Raw genomic sequence first — 18,067 nt, 5'->3', positions numbered from 1 at the left:
CCCGCGGGCACCGCATCCGATGCCATCATCAAGACGCCTCTAGCTGACGCCCCCGGCAGGATTGGACGAGAACGTTTATAATCCTAGGATCAAATACTGTCAAGTCGTCCGGACGAGCGGCTATGCGCGGAGACGACGGAACGGGCTACAGCAGGCCCAACTGCATCAGCTCGCGCCGCATGTCCTCGGGCATGTGGATCGCGCCCTTGGCGGCCTTGGTGAGGTCGCGCGGCGTTTCCTTGTCCTCGAGGTAACGCCAGCCCTGGAAAGCCGAACGCGGCCGCGGCTCGACCGGGATACATTTGGGATCGAGCACCAGCTTGCAGCGATGGATGCCGTCCTTGTCGGTGAAGGGCTGCACGTCGAGGATGGTCTCGCGGCACAGGATCTGGCCCTTGATCACCCAGTAGATCGAACCGCCGTCTTTGAGCTCGTCGGCGCGCTTGGGCACCATGCGCGTGGTGTGGATGCGCTCGGGCTTCTTCACGCCGCGCTTCTTCTGCGCCTTGATCTTGTCGTCGATCCAGCCTTGCAGGTCGGCGATGGAGTCGGTTCCAACCGATAGTTTGATCAAGTGCAGCGGCATTTCAGATATCCGAACAAATAACGGCCGGGACTTCGACGATCAAATCCCGGAAACGAACTTGGCCATGACGACGATGATCGCGACCTGCATTGTCCCCTGCGCTGCGACAGCGTAGAAATAACCGCTCATCAGCCGACGAATTTTTGCGCCGTCCGGCTGCGCCTTCTGCAATTCGAAACAGACGCGCAAATTGGTTGGCAGCAGATAGCCCAGGCCCTGAATGGTCATCAGCGTCACCAGCACCAGCGCGGCATAGACCCAGGCGATTTGCGGCCATTGCAGCGCGGTAAAGCCGAGCTCGACGGCCAGAAACCAGCCCGCCGTGCCGGTGATGATCGAGAGCGTGGGCATCAGAAACAGCGTTCGCGGCGTCAGCTTGAGCAGGATCTGCTTGCGGACCGAAATGTCCAGAGTCCGCATGATGGGTCCGAGAACAAAGCCCATGAACAGGTCGATGCCGGTCCACAGGATGCCGCACATCACGTGCACCCAGTTGAGGAACCAGATGTTACGGCTCACGATCGCGGCGACCATGACGCAGAGCGCGCCAGCGACGTACCAAAGATAATGAAGCCGTATGAGAGACGGCGCATTGTCGGTCGACAAGGTCGCGGCAGTCATGTCCGTCATTCCCCCCCGTTTGCCGATCCCGTAATGACCATCACCTTGGCGCCTTCGGCGATTTGCGCGCCGACCGAGGCGGCGATTTCGGCGACGGTGCCGTCGATCGACGCGGTGAGCGTGTGCTCCATCTTCATCGCCTCGATGATGGCAAGACGCTGGCCGCGCGCCACCGAGGCGCCCTGCTCCACCAGCAGCGCCAGCACCTTGCCGTGCATCGGCGCGCGGATGAGCCCGCCGCCGCTGGCCTCGCTGTCTTCGCTGAGACTGAGATCGCGCGCCGCGAGCCGCGTCTGGCGGCCGTGGCGCAGCACGAAGACCGCATCGTCGGTCGCGATCGCCGTGGCATCGGCGGCGGGCGCAGCACCTTCGACGCTGACCTTGGCCTCGCCGGCCTCATAGACGACTTCGGCGTTGAGCTTGTGGCCCTCGGCGACGATGGGAACGATCAGCCGGCGCGTGCCGGACAACTGGAAACCGTCATCGGCGTCCCACGGCGAGTCATAGCTGGCGGTTCGTTCCGACAGCAGTTCGCGCTCACGCTCGATCAGCGCCTGGGCGCCGAAGGCAATGGCCTCGTGATCGAGCGGCTGCGGCCCGGCGCCGAGATCGGCGAGATGCGCATCGATGAAGCCGGTATCGAAGGCGCCGGCGCGGAAATCCGGCGCCCGGCACAGCCGGCTGAGGAAGCCGGCATTGCTGCGCGGGCCGATCACGGTGGTGGCTTCGAGCGCATCGGCAAGACGATCCAGCGCCGCCTCGCGTGACGATGCATGGGCGATGAGCTTGGCGATCATCGGGTCGTAGAACGGCGTCACCTCGTCGCCGGCCTCGACCCCGGTATCGACGCGCAGCCCCTCGCCCCTGGGAAATTCCAGCGCAATCAACTTGCCGGTGGACGGCAGGAACGAGCGCTCCGGATCTTCCGCATAAAGCCGCGCCTCGACGGCATGACCGTCGAGCGGCACCTCTGCCTGCGCTAGCGGCAGCTTCTCGCCATCGGCAATGCGAAATTGCCATTCGACCAGATCGAGGCCGGTGATTGCTTCGGTCACCGGATGTTCGACCTGCAGCCGCGTATTCATTTCCATGAACCAGAAGCCGCCGCTTTTCAGGCCACCGGCGCCGTCGGCAATGAACTCGATAGTCCCGGCGCCGACATAGCCGGCGGCCTTCGCCGCGGCGACGGCGGCGGCGCCCATCTCGGCGCGCAACGCCGCGCTCATGCCCGGCGCCGGAGCCTCTTCAATGACCTTCTGATGGCGGCGCTGCAGCGAGCAATCCCGCTCGTTGAGATGGATGGCGTTGCCGTGGCTGTCGGCGAACACCTGCATCTCGATGTGGCGCGGCGCGGTGACGTATTTCTCGATCAGCACGCGGGCATCGCCGAACGAATTCTGCGCCTCGCGCATCGCGCCTTCGAGCGCGTCGTCGAAGTCGGCGTGCTTGTCGACGCGGCGCATGCCCTTGCCGCCGCCGCCGGCCACCGCCTTGATCAGCACCGGATAGCCGATCTCGTAGGCCTTGCGCTTGAGGAACGCCGCGTCCTGCTTGTCGCCGTGATAGCCGGGCACCACCGGGACGCCGGCCTTCTCCATCAGCGCCTTGGCGCGATCCTTGAGGCCCATGGCCTCGATTGCTGATGGCGGCGGGCCGACGAAGACGATGCCGTTGTCGGCGCAGGCTTTGGCGAACGTGGTGTTCTCGGAGAGGAAGCCGTAGCCGGGATGGATGCATTCGGCCTTCGACGCCTTGGCGGCGGTGATGATCTTGTCGATCACCAGGTAGCTCTGCGCCGCAGGCGCCGGGCCGATCAGGTGCGCCTCATCGGCGAGCTTGACGTGCAGCGCGTTCGCGTCGGCCTGCGAATAGACCGCGATGGTGCGCATGCCCATCCGCTTGGCGGTGCGCATGATGCGGCAGGCGATTTCGCCGCGATTGGCGATGAGGACGGATTTGAACATGCGGTGGCCCGGTTGACGGCGAGACGATACTAGCGTGCCGGGGCAATGTCCGCCGGTTCGTTGGCCGCCTGTGGACGCTTCGGCGGCACCGGGGTCTTGGAAGGCTCGACCGGCAGCGGCGGCGTCTTGTCGCCCGGCGCGGCCTTGACCAAGGCTTCGGCCTTGGCGGCGGCCGCTTCCTTCGACAGCGGCGGCTCGGAGTTCATGATGCTGACCGGCGGGATCGAGGCGGCGGAGGGGAAATCGTATTTCGACGATACCGGACGCGCCTCGGCCGACGGCTGTGCCGATGCGGTCTGCGGCAAGGTCCCCGGCAGGACCGCCGGCGGCACGGCCTGCGACACCTCCGGCGCGGCCGGGCGGGCCGCAGCGGGCGCGTTCCAGGCGGCGGCGTGGCGCGAGACGTACTGGTCGAAAATCTGCGCCTTGATGTTCGACTTGAGCACGTTGGCGTCGGCGACCAGCGCGAAGCCGGAGCATTGCGCCGCCGTGCAGCCGTCGCGTTCGCTCAGGACGTGCGCCGCGATGCCGAAGCGGTCGAGCTCGATGGCGCGGCGGGTGCCGGCGAAGCGCGGCGCGACGTCCGGGATCGCCTTTTCCATGGCTTTGGCGTCGGCCAGCAGCTCGAGGCGCGCGCTGATATAGGCGACCGCCGCGGCGGTGGCCTGCGGCGAGGCGAACACGGCGGCTTCGCAGGCGGTTTCGGTGGCGTCGCCGGCGGCGGCGTCGAGGCAGCCGAGCGCCGATCCCGACGCCAGCGCCCGGGCGGTGAGATCGTCGCTGCGCGCCAGCAGCGCCCGGCGCTCGGCGGCGCGGTCATTGCGGCTGAGCGCGTCGGCGACGACAAAAACGCCGGCCAGACCGACCGCCAGCACAACACCGGGCACGATGAGCCGTTGTAGGACAGTCATGATGGTATCGGCACTCCTCGCCCGCTCCGCTTCCGGCGTCATGATAGCCGGAAGCACCTCCTGCCCTCAAATTGCGGCCAGGAACAGGCAATTTCGCGACCCGATCCCCTCTAAACCTCAGCTCAGCGGACGGTCGCGCCGGACACCTTCACGACCTCGGCCCATTTGTCGATGTCCTTCTTGAGGTAGGCCTCGAACTCGGTCGGCGTCATCGGCATGGGGATGGCGCCCTGCTTCAGCCAGGCTTCCTTCACCGCCGGCAGCTCGATCGCCTTATTCACCGCCTTGTTGAGGAAAGCGATGACCTCCGGCGGCGTGCCCTTCGGCGCCATCAGGCCGAGCCAGATGGTGGCCTCATAGCCCGGCACGGTCTCGGCGACCGTCGGCAGATCCGGCGTCAGCGGGTTACGCTTGAGGCCGGTGGTGGCGAGCGCCTTGACCTTGCCGTCCTTGGCGAGCGCGGTCATCGTCGTGACGGCGTCGAACATCATCTGCACGGTGCCGGCCAGCACGCTGTTGCGCGCGTCGCCGGAGGCGCGGTGCGGCACGTGGACGATGTTGGTGTGGCTCATGGCTTTGAACAGCTCGCCGGCCATGTGATACGGCGTGCCCGGTCCCGACGAGGCATAATTCAGCTTGCCGGGCTCCTTTTGCGCCAGCGCGATGAACTCGGCGACGTTGCTCGCCGGCACCGACGGGTGCACCACCATGATCAGGTCGGAATAATTGATGCTGGCGACCGGCACGAAGTCGCGCATCAGCTTGAACGGCTTGTCGGGGATCAGCGATTCATTGGTGGTGTGGGTGTTCGACATCAGCAGCAGCGTGTAGCCATCGGCCGGCGACTTCGCGACGGCATCGGTGCCGATCAGCGAGCCGGCGCCGGGCCGGTCTTCGACCACGAAGGACTGGCCCGTTTCGTCGGACAGATATTTGGCCAGCACGCGGGCATAGACGTCGGCTGGGCCGCCGGCGCCGAACGGCACAATGATTTTCACGATCCGGCTCGGATAGGTGTCGGCCGCTGCCGGAACCGCACAGCAAGCGGCAACGATCAGCGCGAACAGGCGCAAGGTGGCGCGCATCAAGGATGTCCTCCCCGTCTTTTGTTATCGGCGGCACGAATGGGCGTCGCCGGCGGCGATACTAGGTCGCGCCGGAGCGGATTGTCAGCGGTTTTCTGAAATTTGATGGCGCTAGACGCCGCCGGCGGACTTGAAGCCGGGCGCGAGATCGGATGCCGCGGCAAAGGCGCCCTTGGCCTCGATCGACGTCATCGCCACCGTGGTCTTGAGATCGGTGACGCCGGCGCCGGCTCCGGCGGCGAGCAGCGCCGCCGCCATCTGCGTGTTGTCAGGTGCCTCGGCGATGAGGAGGAAATCAAATTCGCCGAAGGTGACGTAGTAGCCGACCAGGCGGCCGCCGACCTTAGCCAGCAGGCGCGACACCGCCTCGGCGCGATCCTCGGGCTTGATCAGCATGCCCTTGATGGCGTCGCGCGTATAACGCCCCTGCGTGATGTAGATCGGCATCGCCACCCTCTCCGCTGCGATTCAATGCGCGGGCGAGTATAGCCGAAAGCGGCGGCGGATGCGCCGCGCGAGCTTGCTCATGGGAGGATGGCAGCAGCAGCCCTCGCGCGTCAGATGCGCTCGAGCTGGCTTTCCTTGGCGACGCGTTCGAACGCCTCGACCGAACTCTTGATCCGGTACTGGCGATCTTCGCCGTCCGACGGCAACACCTTGATCACCGTATAAGCGCCGCTGGCGGCGGCGCGGCCGAAACTCGGCGACGTGAAATAGACGGCGTCGCCGACCTTGTACTTGTATGCGGTGTTCACTGGTGCGGGTTCCGGTGCCTGAACCGGCTGCACCGGCGGGGAGAACGTACGGATCATGGTCAGCGCGACCAGCGCGCTTTCCGACAAAGTTTCTTGTTCCGCCTGGCGCGCTTTCAGCGCCTCCTTGGCGGCGGCCTTGGCCGCGATATTCGCCGCGATCTTGGAAACGTGCTTGGCGACTGACTTGGCCGCCGGCTTCTCGACCGGTTTGGTCGCGGGCTTGATCATAGTCTTGGTGGTCGCCGGCTTGGCCGCGGACTGCTTTACCGCCGGCTTGGTCGCGGTCGCCATCTTGGCGCCGTTCTTGCGAGGCGATTTGGCGGTGCCGACGGTGGCGGCGCGCGATGTCCGCGCGGTCGCCCGTGCCCGCGACGATTTGGACTTCTTTTCGGAAGTCCGCGCCGATTTGGTGACCTTCTTGACGCTGCGACCGGAGGACTTGGCCGGCCGGCGGGCGGCCTTCTGCGACTGTGTACTCATATTTCTAATATAGCAGCAATTTACCCGAAGGTGGGAAGTTTTTTCGGGAAAAAGACTAGCTATTTCAGCTAGTTAAAATCATACCGGCGGCTATGCGCGGTGTTTCTATGCAAATGCCGCAGGACCGTCCGCGGAGGCCCCGGCGGGGCCAGTCCGATACAATTTTAGGGAACTTCGGCGGCCCGCCGGACGTTCGTGTGCGATGAGCCAACCCTTCGGAGGGCGCGAGCAATGCGATTGTTTTTGGGCATGATCCTGGGGGCGCTGCTGACCATCGGCGGCGCCTACATTTACGACAGCGGCAACGGCAACACTGCCACGGGCGACGTCACGACCGGAACTTCCGTCACCGCCTCGCGGCCGATGGTGAACTGGGATGTGGTCAGCGTGAAATGGCACGAACTCAGCGAGGGCGCGCGGCATCAGTGGAACCGCGTTACCGCCAATGTCCAGGCGGACCGCGCCGTGCGGCCGGCCGAACCACGCGGCTAATCTAAAGAACACGTAGAGAGCGAGAAAGCCCCGCCGGAACCGGCGGGGCTTTCTGCGTTTCGAACAGGTGCTGTGACGGTCGTCAGGCCGATCGGGCCTGCGGGGCGACGGCGATCGCCGCGCCGATGGCTCGGCGATCCATACGGGTGCCGTCGTCGCCTTCGATCGACAGCGCCACGCGATCGCGGCGCGACAGGTGGTTGGCCCACCACAGCGCCTCATCGAGCGAGATGAACTCCTTGTAAAGCATCTTCTGTTTTTCGATCGGCGACGGATCGGGCGCGCCCTTCGGGCCGCTGTAAACGCGATAGGTCATGGCTAACTCCTTGCGCTTGATGCAATGGTTTCGCCCCGTTACTCGAGACTTTAACAGATCAATGCGCTAGCGCTCGCGCGAGTTCCGCAAGGCAGATGCGCGCTCATGCAGGGTGTTACGATCACACCAGCACGCTCGACGACGCCACGATAACGCGTCAGCTTGCGCGGGGTGCCAGCGGCAGTTCGGCAAATCCCGCGGCATCGAACGCGCGGCGCAAGACGCCCGATGTTTTGGCTTCCTCGATGAGGCGCGTGACGAGCGACAGCGCGCGCGGCCTCCCTTTCGGAACAGCGACGGCAACGCCGGTTTCCTGGAACTGTCCGGGCAAAATGCGCGCTCCCGGCAGGTGCGGCAGCAAACCGAGAAAGGAATCGTGCGACAGCGCGAAGGCATCGCCGTCGCCGCGCTGCGCCATCGCCACCATGATATCGACGCCGGCGACCTCCTCGACCGCGGCGAGCGGCGCGGTGCGCCGTGCACTGCGCGCCGTCGTGGTGTTGGCGATGGCGACGATGCGCACGCCAGCACGATTGACCTCGTCGATGGAGTGAATGCCGGAGCCCGCCGGCACCAGATAGGTGCTCGCCATCAGGTAGATGCTCGGACCGAAAGCGACGCGCGCCTCGCGCGCCGCATCGCGCGGCATGAAGCCGATGTCGCTGCGGCCTTCGGCGACGGCGTCGGTCAGTTGTCCGGAATTCGGGAATTCAGTCAACGCCAGCGGCACGCCGAGATCGGCCGCGATGGCCCGCAGCAGATCGACCGGCACGCCTTGCGCGGCGCCATCGCCGTCCTTGGCCGCGAAGGATACCGATTTGACGGGCGCAACCACCACGCCGCCGCGCAGCGTGCCGGTGGGCGCGAGTTCAGCCAGTTCAGCGCTGCCGGTCATGCGGGCGGTAGTCCTGATTGGTGAAGGTCGGCCGCGTCGGCCGCTTGATGACGATGAAGCCGTTTTCGGTACCCTGGTGACAGGCGTTGCAGGCGGCGGTGAGCCGATCGAAGCCGGCGGCAAAAGCCTTCGGGTCCTTGGCTTCGATCGCCTTCTCCAGATCGGCGATCTCCTTGACGATGACGGCGTCCATCATGTCGGCGAGCGGCAGGCTCTTGAATACCGGCACGAAGTCCTGCACATCGCTCATCACTTCCTTGATCTCGCCGAGTTCGTAGGCCGCCAGCGGCCAGTTGCGGGCGCGGCCGGCGAACCAGAGCTTGTTGTGCTCGGTGAGGATGACGTTCATGAACTGCTCGAGGCCGGGGATATAGACCTTCGGCGTCGCCGGCTTGCTCTCCGCAGGCTTGGTCTCGGCAGGCTTGGTCTCGGCAGGCTTGGCATCGGCGGGCCTGGTGTCAGGCGCCTGCGCGAGTGCAACCAGCGGCGCCAATGCGCCCATGACGAGTGCGGCAGACAACCAGCGCAGCATGGCGGCCTTCAAAATTTTTCGACCCAGGGGCGCAGCTCGACCTCGAAGCTCCAGGCGCTGCGCGGCTGCTTTAGCGTCTGCATGTAGGTCTCGGCAATGGCGTCGGGATCGAGCATGGCATCCGGCTTGTCGGGATCGGGCGGCCGCCGCGTGCTGCGGATGCCGCCATCGATCACGAAATGCGCGACGTGAATGCCCTGCGGTCCGAGTTCGCGGGCGAGACTTTGCGCCAGTCCGCGCAGCGCAAACTTGCCCATGGCGAAAGGCGCCGACTGCGCATAGCCTTTGACGCTGGCCGACGCGCCAGTGAACAGAAGCGCTCCCTCACCTTTCGGCAGCATCCGTTGCACCGCCTGCTGCGCCACCAGGAAGCCGCCGAAGGCGGTGATCGCCAGGGTTTTCTCGACCTCGGCCGGATCGAGTTCAAGCAGCGGCCCGCGCACGCGGTAGCTTGGATTGTAAACCACGACGTCGGGCGTCAGCCGGGCGGCGTCGAGATCGCCGAACAGCTTCTCGACGTCATAGACCTGCGCCGCATCACATTCGAAGGTGCGGGCGCCGGTCAGGTCGGCAAACTCCTTGAGCTTGGTCGTGGACCGCGCCGCCAGCGCAACCTGCATACCGTCCTTGAGCATCAGTTTGGCGAGCGAGGCGGACAGGCCGGAGCCGGCACCGACAATGAGGGCGGATTTGAAGGGCACTGGAAGCGGCTCCACGGACAACGGAAGCCAAAGGCGTCACTGCGGCACGAGAAAATGCTCGGCCCACTGATCCTTCGGCACGCGGCTGCCCATCGTATAGCTGAACGACACGATTGACAGCCCTTCGTCCGCCGTCTGGCACTGATAGGACAGCCGGTACCATTCGCCGCGATTGCGGAAGGCGGCGCCGCGCGCCACCACCCGGTCCTTGTCGATGGCGACATCGGCGAAGGCGTAGGCGATGATCTCGTCCGGCCTGAAGCCCTTCTGCTCGCGGGTGATGACGCCAAGCGCCTTGGCGTTGCAGCGCTGCTCGGCGCGCTCGTTGGGCGCCAGCGTTTTCATCTTCTCGACGATCGCCTTGATCCGCGCAGCCGAAGTGTCTTCATGCCGCGGCGCCGCAGCAGCGCAGGCCACCTGCCCGCTCATGACGGCGGCAGCCGCCACGCCAATCCACCTCGTCCGCATCAGCCTCATGGGAGTATCCGGGTTGCGCCGCCCGCGCAGCGCCGATTAGGGGCATGAAATGGGTTTTTATGGGGCCCTGACGGGCCGGATCGTTTCATGCGCTCATTCTAGACCGTAAGGCTCGTGTCTGTCGCCGCCCGACCTAGATTTCCGCATCGGAGCGAATGACCGCGACGATCTCGAACTGGTCCTTGTCGTCGTCGCTCTTGGCGTAGGCGTTGAGCGCGTCGCGCGCCTTGGCGATCGCCTCCTCCGCCGTCCAGCAGCCTTCCACCTGCATGCTGTCGTCCTCGCCGTCTTCGAGATAGACGAAGTAGACGTCCCAGGAATGGCCGGGTGGTTTTTTGGGAGCGCTGGGCATGGAGCACGATCGCGGTCTGCAGGGGCGCAGTTGCGGAAGGGGTAACGCGCCGCCCGGACCGAGACAATGGCGGATTGGCAAGTAATATCCGACGCTCTACCTCAAAACGGAGCCGGCGGTTCCCCTATCCGCTTCACATCCTGAACACCCCGAACCGCGTCTCCGGCACCGGCGCGTTGAGCGCGGCGCTGAACGCCAAGGCCAGCACACGCCGCGTCTCGCTTGGCGCGATGATGCCGTCGTCCCACAGCCGCGCGCTGGCGTAATAGGGATTACCCTCTTCCTCGTACTGGTCGCGGATCGGCGCCTTGAATTCCTCTTCCTCGATCTGCGACCACGTGTTGCCCGACGCCTCGATATTGTCGCGCTTGACGGTGGCGAGCACGGAGGCCGCCTGCTCGCCGCCCATCACCGAAATGCGCGCATTCGGCCAGGTGAACAGAAAGCGCGGCGAGTAAGCCCGGCCGCACATGCCGTAATTGCCGGCGCCGTAGGAGCCGCCAACGATGACGGTGATCTTCGGCACCTGAGCGCAGGCCACCGCGGTGACGAGCTTGGCGCCGTCCTTGGCGATGCCGCCGGCTTCGTAATCGCGGCCGACCATGAAGCCGACGATGTTCTGCAGGAACAAGAGCGGAATGCGGCGCTGGCAGCACAGCTCGATGAAGTGCGCGCCCTTGAGCGCGCTCTCCGAGAACAGAATGCCGTTGTTGCCGATGATGCCGACCGGCATGCCGTGAATGCGGGCGAAACCGCAGACCAAAGTCGTGCCGTAGAGCTGCTTGAACTCGTCGAACTCGCTGGCATCGGCCAGCCGCGCGATCACCTCGCGGATGTCGTATTGCTTCTTGAGATCGACCGGCACCACGCCGTCAAGTTCGGCGGCGTCGTAGAGCGGATCGCGCGGGTTCGACAGCGCGATGTCGACGTCCTTGCGGGTGTTGAGATTGGCGACGATGCGGCGCGCCAGAGACAGCGCGTGGTGATCGTCCTGCGCCAGATGATCGGCGACCCCGGACTTGCGCGCGTGCAGATCGCCGCCACCGAGATCCTCGGCGCTCACCACCTCGCCGGTCGCCGCCTTCACCAGCGGCGGGCCGCCGAGGAAGATAGTGCCCTGGTTCTTGACGATGATGGTCTCGTCCGACATCGCCGGCACGTAGGCGCCGCCCGCGGTGCACGAGCCCATCACCACCGCGATCTGCGGGATGCGCAACGACGACAACGTCGCCTGATTATAGAAGATGCGGCCGAAATGCTCGCGGTCGGGGAACACTTCGGTCTGGTGCGGCAGGTTGGCGCCGCCGGAATCGACCAGGTAGACGCAGGGCAGCCGGTTCTCGCGCGCGATCTCCTGGGCGCGCAGATGCTTCTTCACCGTCATCGGGTAATAGGTGCCGCCCTTGATGGTCGAGTCGTTGCACACGACCATCACTTCGCGGCCTTCGACGCGGCCGATGCCGGCGATCATGCCGGCGCCATGGATGGCGTCGTCATACATGCCATAGGCGGCCAGCGCCCCGATCTCGAGAAACGGCGAGCCGGGATCGATCAGGTTCATGACGCGATCGCGGGGCAACAGCTTACCGCGGCCGACGTGGCGCGCCCGCGCCTTCTCGTTGCCGCCGAGCGCAGCCTCGGCGCGACGCTGGCGCAGTTCCTCGATCAGAGCGCGCATGCGCTGGGCGTTGTTTGCGAATTCCGCCGATGAGAGGTCGATCGACGACGACAGGATGGTCAAGGTGGCGCCTCCGGGTCGGCGGAATCGCCGCCGCATTCGTTTGGCCCGCAAGGTGCCCCGGCGGAACCGGCAAGGCAATGGCGCCCCGTTGGGCCGCGTGGCAATGGCGGGTCGCAGTCCCCTCAGGGGAACGGGTCGGACCATTGGGCGTTCGTAGGGCGTCACTGAAGACTTCGGGGGCCATCAGAGAGGAACATCGACATGCCCAAGGCTCGTTTTCTTTGCAGTGCCGCCGCGGTCCTCGCCCTCGGCCTCAGCGCGGCCTATGCCCAGCAGCCGTCGGCGCAGCCCGCCCCTGCCGCGCAGCAGAACGCCCCGGCCGAAAAAACCGCGCCGCCGATGAATGCCGGCCAGCACAGCCCGGCTCTCAAGCCGGAGACCACCGGCCAGGCGCCGTCGGGTCTCAAGCCCGGCACCAATGAAAATACCAAGGTCGAGATGAAAGGCTCAGCTCCGGCCGACGCGAACGCCAACGCGGCCAAAGCGGCGCCGTCGACCAGCGGGCAAGGCGCGGCCGGTTCGCACGCCAACCTGACGACCGAGCAGCGCAGCAAGATCACAACGGTGATCAAGCAGCAGAAGGTCGAGCCCGTCCGCTTGAACGTCGAGGTCCGCGTCGGCACGCGCATTCCAGAGAGCGTGCGCTACCACCCGCTGCCGGCGGAAGTCGTGACCGTTTATCCGGAATGGCGCGGCTTCGATTACATCCTGGTCGGCGACACCATCGTCGTCATCGATCCCGCAACGCGCGAGATCGTTGCAGTGCTCGACGCCTGAGCCTGCGCGTATGTCCAATGACATGACGCAGCGCGACATGGAGTCGTGCTGCGTCTCTTTTTCGCGGCCCTTTGTTCCGTAAATTAATAAGTTCCCGGAACATCACCGTTCCGTCGCTCGTTATCGGGCAGTGTCTCTCTGGCACCTAAAAATTTAACAGGAGGATGAAGATGAAAACGCTTACTACCCTGACCGCCGCTGCGGCGCTGATTGCCGGCATGTCGCTTGCGCATGCTCAGACCAGCACTTCGGGCGCGGCCACGACCAATCCCGGCAGCCTCAACGCTGCGCCGACTTCGGAAGGCAGCAACGGCAAGAGCGGCATGCAGACCAAGGGCTCGGCCGATATGAAGGGCTCGTCGAAAGTGAAGACGGACCAGCAGGCCCAGTCGGAAAACAACGCCGACATCAACAAGAAGCCGACCGACAGCGGCATGGCGCCGAAGAGCGGCACGCAGTCGAACTCGACCAAGACCATGGGCTCGGGCTCGGCCACCACGCCGTCGGCCACCACCGGCAGCGGCGCTTCGAGCACCGCGAACCCGAACGACAAGTCGACGGATAACGGCAAGACCAAGGCGAAGGATCTGGCGAAGTAATCAATCGTCATCCACGCGTAAGCCTCGCAACGGCCATCGCCGCTGCGAGGCTTTGTGTCGCACCAAGCCTCCGCATCGAGATACCTGATACGCGGAACACGATGGGGACTGGCCGCGTTGTCTTCGCGAGTTCACGCCAACATACGAGGGAAACAAATGAACAGAGACCGTATCGAAGGCAGCTTCAAGCAGGCCAAGGGCAAGGTTAAGGAAACCGCTGGTGAGGTAACCGGCGACGCCAAGCTCAAGGGCGAAGGCAAGGCCGATCAGGTTGAAGGCAAGGTTCAGAACGCCGTCGGCGGCGCCAAGGACAAGATCAAGGAAGCGCTCGACCGCTAAGCGCGTAAGCGCCAACGGCGAGTTACAAGGCAGAAGCCCGGCACCCCCCGCCGGGCTTTTGCTTTTTCTATTGGATGCCGGGCCGCAGATCGGCAATCACCGGCAGATGATCCGACAGCGCGCGGGCGCTGCGATCGACGTAGCTGCGGACCAAGGCAACACGCGGCCGACAGTAAATTCGATCCAGACGCAACAGCGGAAATGCCGCCGGAAAAGTGCGAAAGCGCGTGCGCCCTGCCAGGATACGCGACAGCACGGCGCGGACCGAACCCGGCCAGAACCAGTCGTTGAAATCACCGGCGATGATCGCCGGCGCGTTGCCGGCGGCAAGCTCGAGGAGCATCGCCGCCTGGCGCCGCCGCTCGCTGATGCTGAGCCCGAGATGAGTGGCGACCACCGTCAGGGGACCGAGTGGCGTCGCGATCTCGGCGCGAATGGCGCGGCGCGGCTCGCGCTCGCCGAACGAGATATCGCGGATCTCCTGATGGCTGACCGGAAAGCGCGAAATCAGCATCTGCCCATAATCGCCATCGGCGCCAGTCAGCGAGATCGCGCCGATGCCGTACACGCCGACGGCGCCGGCGAGATACTCGAACGGGTTCGCGGCATCCGCCAGAGCGCGGCGGGAATCGACTTCCTGCAAGGCGACGATGTCGGGATCCCAGCGGCGAATGAGATCAACGACGCGCACGAGATCGAAACGTGGATTGCGGCCGAGGGTGCCGTGGATATTCCACGTCATCACGCGCACGCAGTCGGCCGGCTTCTCCGCTCCCCTCACCGGCTGCCGCTCCAGTATCGCGACACGGCCGCCTGAACGCCGATCGACAGGCCAACCCAGGCGATGACGGCGACGGCAAGGATCGCGATGTCGGTCGGCGACGGCGATGTGAGAATTCGCGCAAACTGGTTGCCGACCGCCGAGATCATGACCATGCCCGGCAGCATGCCAAGCATGGTGCCGGCCATATAGTCGAACACCGGGATGGCGCTGGCGCCGGCCGCGAGATTGACCAAAGCAAAGGGCGCCACCGGCACCAGACGAATGGTGGCGACGGAGATGACACCACGCGAGGCGATTTTCCGGCGCACGCGGTTGAGCCTGGGACCGAGCAGATCCTGCATCGTCTTCTTGCCGATCGCGGCGCCGACGCCATAGGTCACCAGTGCGCTCGCCAGCGCGCCGATGGCGGCATAGGAAAAGCCCAGCCATGGCCCGAAGGCGGCGGCGGTTGCCGCGATCAGCACCGTGACCGGAAACATCAGCGAACCGGCGACGACGAAGACGCCAATGACCGCGAGCGGCGCCCACCGACTATCCGATATCTCGGAGAAAGCCGCCTTGACCGACTGCGGATCTGCGAGCGGCACGAAGTTCCACACCAGCGCGAGAGCGACGATAATGAGACCGGCCACGACGGCTTTGACGACGGTCGAGAAGTTGCGAGGCGGCACGTAACCTCCGAACATATTGCTGACGAATTCCTCGGCACCGATCGGCCTTTCCGGATCGGCGACGTTCTGAATCAAAGCGAAAGCTTCGGGCGACAAGGTCGGGTCGTCCACAATGGGCGTCAGCCGATGACCGTTGCGCGAGAGGTTCTGCGCGACGGCAGTCAAACTTCCGTTGTGGCCTTCGAGTGCTTCGGCGACCTCATTTGCTCTGGCGCCGCAGTGATCGCCGATCAGCGTGTCACGCAGCCGGCGGACGGCGCGGCGTTGGTCCTCGCCGTCGGCAACGATGACGAGATCGCATTCGGTGTCGGTGCCCATTGAGCGGTTGTTGAGATTGGCCGAGCCGACGCGCAGGATGCGGTCGTCGACGATCATGACCTTGGCGTGCACCATGGTGTTGACGGACTTGTCGCCGGCCCCGACTTCGGGATGCAGCAGCGCCACCCGGTTGCCGATGAATTCGTCCAGCACCGCGGCAAAGTGGGTACGGCCGACGCGCATGCTCTGCGCCTCGAGCCACGACACATGGGTCTGCGGCGAAACGATCAGCACCTCCAGCTTCGGCTTTTCGCGCAGCCGCCGGGCCAGGCGTTCGGCCACCGGCAGCGCGGTGAGAAACTGGTTCTCGATATAGATCGTGCGCTCGGCAGCATCGATCGCATCGAAAAACAGCCGCTCGACCTCCCGTGCCTCCTCCCGTCCGTCGAACCGCGGCTCGGTGCGCGCGATGCCGATGTCGGTGTCGGTGAAATCGGGCGCCACGTTGTCCGGCCACGGATCGCCGCTGCTGCGGACGACCGGCACCTGTTCGAGCGCGGCGCAGGCCCAGCGGTTGCGCAGCAAGTCGCCCAGCGCCTCGGCGGCCGCTCCGTCGATCACCATCTGCACATCGTGGAACGGGCCATACGGCTTGCCGGCCGGATCCACGCGGTTCGGATCGTCGACGGCGTGGGCGTTGGTATCCCAACGCCGCACCGTGAGATCGAGGCCGCCGGAAAAGGCGACCTTGTCGTCAACCACGACCAGCTTCTGGTGCTGCGAGGAGCCGACCGGAACGCAGTCGTCGAGGCAGAAACGGATGTTGTGCGGCGTCGCCCATTGCAGCGTCGCCGTCGGAAACGGATCGCGCTCGGCCGCATAGAGCACGGAAAAGTCCCACAGCAGCAGCCGCACGACGAGCTGCGGCTTCTCGGTCACCAGCGCGACGAGGAACTCGGCGAAGGTTTCGGGATAGCCGTCGTCGGCACGGCCCGAGGGCCCCACCAGCCGGGTCCGGCTGTGAATGTCCCAGCCGGCCACCAGGATCGAATGCTCGGCCTTGATCATGGCGCTGCGCACGGCGGCGAAATAATTCGCGCCGTCCACCAGCATGGCGGCGCGATGAGCGCGCGCGATGCGCCAGACGTTGTGATCCGGTTTCAGCAGCATGCATCCGATCCGCCCAAAGCGCGAGAACCGGCTGAAAAGCCGGTTCCGCCCCACTGGGTGATCAACGCATGAATGGAACTTTGGTTGCGAAATCTGCTATTCGACTTTGACGCCGCGCACCAGCGGCCAGTCCGGCTCGTTGTGCTGCAGAATCCAGGTCTCCTTGGCGCCGGCCTCTTCCCATTCCTTCCACGCCGGCATCGCCAGCACCGCATCCATATAGGCCCGCGTGGCCGGGCCGACCGGCAGTCCGTAATTGCGGAAGCGCGCCACCACCGGCGCATACATCGCGTCGGCGTTGCCGAAGCGCGTACCAAACAGGAAAGGCCCACCTTGTCCGTATTGCGCGCGGCAATCCGCCCAGATGGTCTCGATGCGCTTCATGTTGGAAAAGACTTCGTCCGGCATCGGCCGCGGCTTCGGCGGCAGCCATAGATTCATGGTGCAATGCTGGCGCAGCGCCTGGAAGCCCGAGTGCATCTCTGCCGAGACCGAACGCGCCAGCGCGCGCGCCGCGGCGTCCTTCGGCCATAGACCGGCATCGGGAAATTTCTCGGCGAGATATTCGAGGATCGACAGCGAGTCCCAGACCTTGAGATCGCCGTCATGCAGGATCGGCACCTTGCCGGCCGGCGAGTATTTCAGGATCTCCTCGGCGCTGCCTTCGCGATACAGCGGAATGAGCACTTCCTTGAACGGAATGCCGGCGGCCTTCATCGCGATCCAGGGCCGCATCGACCACGACGAATAGTTCTTGTTGCCGATAACCAGAGTGAGAGACATGGAAATCCTTCGCTCGCTTGTCTTTTACTGTCCGATCACTTCGCGTCGGCGCGGTGCACCACCGGCCAATCGACTTCGTCTTCCGCAAACAGCCACGGCTCGGCAACTCCGGCGGCCTCCCAGGCCTTGAAAGCCGGCAGCGCCATGACCGCATCCATATAGGCGCGTGTCTGCGGCGTTACGTCAACGGCGTAAGTGTGAAACCGCGACACCACCGGCGCGTACATCGCGTCGGCATTACCGAAGGCCCCGAACAGGAAGGGCCCCGGCCGATCCGTCGCCGTGCCAAAGCGCGCGCGGCAATCCGCCCACAAGGCCTCGATGCGGCGGACATTGTCCTGAACCGGCGGCGGCAGATCGCGCTTGATGACACGGCGGGCGAAATTCACCGGCAGATGATTACGCAACGGCTGGAAGCCGGCATGCATCTCGTTGGCCACGACGCGGGCGTGCGCCCGCGCGGCGGCGTCCTTCGGCCACAGGCCGGCCGCGGGAAACTTCTCCGCGAGGTATTCGAGGATCGCCAGCGATTCCCAGACACGGACATCGCCGTCGATCAGCACCGGCACTTTGCCGGTGCCGGAAACGCCCGTGACCGTCTTCTTGAATTCATCAGTCTCGAACGGGATCAGCACTTCGTCGAACGGGATGCCGGCCACTGTCATGGCGATCCAAGGCCGCAGCGACCAGCTCGAATAATTCTTGTTTCCGATGATCAGCTTCAATGGCGAGGCCCCTCTGCCCGAGTCGCCGCATGGTGCGGAAGCCACCGGAAGCC

At 65.2% G+C, this 18,067-nt stretch carries 22 protein-coding genes; 4 read left to right on the top strand and 18 right to left on the bottom strand.

Annotated elements, in window-relative coordinates; genetic code table 11:
- Positions 1-145: 145 nt before the first annotated feature.
- From ASD45_RS07185 to ASD45_RS07155, 7 genes are all read right to left on the bottom strand, one after another.
- Positions 146-586, bottom strand: a complete 441-nt coding sequence (locus ASD45_RS07185; protein ID WP_056910858.1) for a DUF1489 family protein — start codon at positions 584-586, stop codon at positions 146-148.
- Between the two features lie 39 nt (positions 587-625).
- Positions 626-1,207 carry a hypothetical protein gene (locus ASD45_RS07180; protein ID WP_162249390.1) on the bottom strand — a complete coding sequence of 194 codons (582 nt, stop codon included), beginning with the start codon at positions 1,205-1,207 and terminating at the stop codon, positions 626-628.
- Positions 1,208-1,212: 5 nt separating this feature from the next.
- Positions 1,213-3,171: a biotin carboxylase N-terminal domain-containing protein gene (locus ASD45_RS07175; RefSeq protein ID WP_056910856.1), complete on the bottom strand. Its 1,959-nt coding sequence runs from the start codon at positions 3,169-3,171 to the stop codon at positions 1,213-1,215.
- Positions 3,172-3,200: 29 nt separating this feature from the next.
- A complete protein-coding gene (locus tag ASD45_RS07170; protein WP_156380740.1) occupies positions 3,201-4,082 on the bottom strand; it encodes a hypothetical protein in 882 nt (293 codons plus the stop codon).
- Between the two features lie 122 nt (positions 4,083-4,204).
- Entirely contained in the window at positions 4,205-5,167 is a 963-nt protein-coding gene (locus tag ASD45_RS07165) for a tripartite tricarboxylate transporter substrate binding protein (RefSeq protein ID WP_056910854.1), read from the bottom strand.
- A gap of 111 nt (positions 5,168-5,278) precedes the next feature.
- Complete coding sequence (locus ASD45_RS07160; RefSeq protein ID WP_056910853.1) at positions 5,279-5,614, bottom strand: GYD domain-containing protein; 336 nt, start codon at positions 5,612-5,614, stop codon at positions 5,279-5,281.
- 110 nt (positions 5,615-5,724) lie between these two features.
- Positions 5,725-5,922 (bottom strand): hypothetical protein, encoded by a 198-nt coding sequence (locus ASD45_RS07155; RefSeq protein WP_056912642.1) that lies wholly within the window; start codon positions 5,920-5,922, stop codon positions 5,725-5,727.
- Between the two features lie 711 nt (positions 5,923-6,633).
- Between ASD45_RS07155 and ASD45_RS07150 the strand changes: the two genes are divergently transcribed.
- Positions 6,634-6,894, top strand: coding sequence for a hypothetical protein (locus ASD45_RS07150; protein WP_082540700.1), 261 nt, complete (start codon positions 6,634-6,636; stop codon positions 6,892-6,894).
- 82 nt (positions 6,895-6,976) lie between these two features.
- Here ASD45_RS07150 and ASD45_RS07145 read toward each other — a convergent pair whose 3' ends face one another.
- From ASD45_RS07145 to ASD45_RS07115, 7 genes are all read right to left on the bottom strand, one after another.
- Complete coding sequence (locus ASD45_RS07145; RefSeq protein WP_056910851.1) at positions 6,977-7,210, bottom strand: hypothetical protein; 234 nt, start codon at positions 7,208-7,210, stop codon at positions 6,977-6,979.
- A 157-nt stretch (positions 7,211-7,367) separates the two neighbouring features.
- Positions 7,368-8,105: a transporter substrate-binding domain-containing protein gene (locus ASD45_RS07140; RefSeq protein ID WP_056910850.1), complete on the bottom strand. Its 738-nt coding sequence runs from the start codon at positions 8,103-8,105 to the stop codon at positions 7,368-7,370.
- Positions 8,089-8,637 (bottom strand): hypothetical protein, encoded by a 549-nt coding sequence (locus ASD45_RS07135; RefSeq protein WP_156380739.1) that lies wholly within the window; start codon positions 8,635-8,637, stop codon positions 8,089-8,091. Before ASD45_RS07135 ends, ASD45_RS07140 begins: the two co-directional genes overlap by 17 nt.
- 8 nt (positions 8,638-8,645) lie before the next feature.
- Entirely contained in the window at positions 8,646-9,338 is a 693-nt protein-coding gene (locus tag ASD45_RS07130; protein ID WP_056912641.1) for an SDR family NAD(P)-dependent oxidoreductase, read from the bottom strand.
- 36 nt (positions 9,339-9,374) lie between these two features.
- Positions 9,375-9,785 carry a DUF930 domain-containing protein gene (locus ASD45_RS07125; RefSeq protein ID WP_244485230.1) on the bottom strand — a complete coding sequence of 137 codons (411 nt, stop codon included), beginning with the start codon at positions 9,783-9,785 and terminating at the stop codon, positions 9,375-9,377.
- 163 nt (positions 9,786-9,948) lie between these two features.
- Positions 9,949-10,167, bottom strand: coding sequence for a hypothetical protein (locus ASD45_RS07120; RefSeq protein ID WP_056910848.1), 219 nt, complete (start codon positions 10,165-10,167; stop codon positions 9,949-9,951).
- 133 nt (positions 10,168-10,300) lie between these two features.
- Positions 10,301-11,944 carry a carboxyl transferase domain-containing protein gene (locus ASD45_RS07115; RefSeq protein ID WP_280136400.1) on the bottom strand — a complete coding sequence of 548 codons (1,644 nt, stop codon included), beginning with the start codon at positions 11,942-11,944 and terminating at the stop codon, positions 10,301-10,303.
- Positions 11,945-12,109: 165 nt separating this feature from the next.
- Between ASD45_RS07115 and ASD45_RS07110 the strand changes: the two genes are divergently transcribed.
- The 3 genes from ASD45_RS07110 to ASD45_RS07100 all read left to right on the top strand — a co-directional run bounded on the left by ASD45_RS07110 (position 12,110) and on the right by ASD45_RS07100 (position 13,623).
- On the top strand, positions 12,110-12,685 hold the full coding sequence (locus ASD45_RS07110; protein WP_056910846.1) for a DUF1236 domain-containing protein: 576 nt from the start codon (positions 12,110-12,112) through the stop codon (positions 12,683-12,685).
- A 170-nt stretch (positions 12,686-12,855) separates the two neighbouring features.
- Positions 12,856-13,284, top strand: coding sequence for a hypothetical protein (locus tag ASD45_RS07105; protein WP_156380738.1), 429 nt, complete (start codon positions 12,856-12,858; stop codon positions 13,282-13,284).
- A gap of 156 nt (positions 13,285-13,440) precedes the next feature.
- Positions 13,441-13,623: a CsbD family protein gene (locus ASD45_RS07100; RefSeq protein ID WP_056910844.1), complete on the top strand. Its 183-nt coding sequence runs from the start codon at positions 13,441-13,443 to the stop codon at positions 13,621-13,623.
- A 67-nt stretch (positions 13,624-13,690) separates the two neighbouring features.
- On the opposite strand, the gene ASD45_RS07095 is transcribed toward ASD45_RS07100, so the two are convergent.
- The 4 genes from ASD45_RS07095 to ASD45_RS07080 form a co-directional block, all read right to left on the bottom strand.
- Positions 13,691-14,404, bottom strand: coding sequence for an endonuclease/exonuclease/phosphatase family protein (locus tag ASD45_RS07095; RefSeq protein WP_244485228.1), 714 nt, complete (start codon positions 14,402-14,404; stop codon positions 13,691-13,693).
- Entirely contained in the window at positions 14,401-16,506 is a 2,106-nt protein-coding gene (locus ASD45_RS07090; RefSeq protein ID WP_056910842.1) for a VTT domain-containing protein, read from the bottom strand. The genes ASD45_RS07095 and ASD45_RS07090 overlap by 4 nt, the downstream gene beginning before the upstream one ends.
- A 96-nt stretch (positions 16,507-16,602) precedes the next feature.
- On the bottom strand, positions 16,603-17,289 hold the full coding sequence (locus tag ASD45_RS07085) for a glutathione S-transferase family protein (RefSeq protein ID WP_056910841.1): 687 nt from the start codon (positions 17,287-17,289) through the stop codon (positions 16,603-16,605).
- Positions 17,290-17,324: 35 nt separating this feature from the next.
- Positions 17,325-18,014, bottom strand: a complete 690-nt coding sequence (locus ASD45_RS07080) for a glutathione S-transferase family protein (protein WP_056910840.1) — start codon at positions 18,012-18,014, stop codon at positions 17,325-17,327.
- Between the last annotated feature and the right edge of the window lie 53 nt (positions 18,015-18,067).

Source organism: Pseudolabrys sp. Root1462 (assembly GCF_001426945.1).
Lineage (GTDB): Bacteria > Pseudomonadota > Alphaproteobacteria > Rhizobiales > Xanthobacteraceae > Pseudolabrys.
The sequence above is the reverse complement of the archived record's forward strand: the minus strand, read 5'-3'. Positions and strand labels throughout refer to the sequence as shown.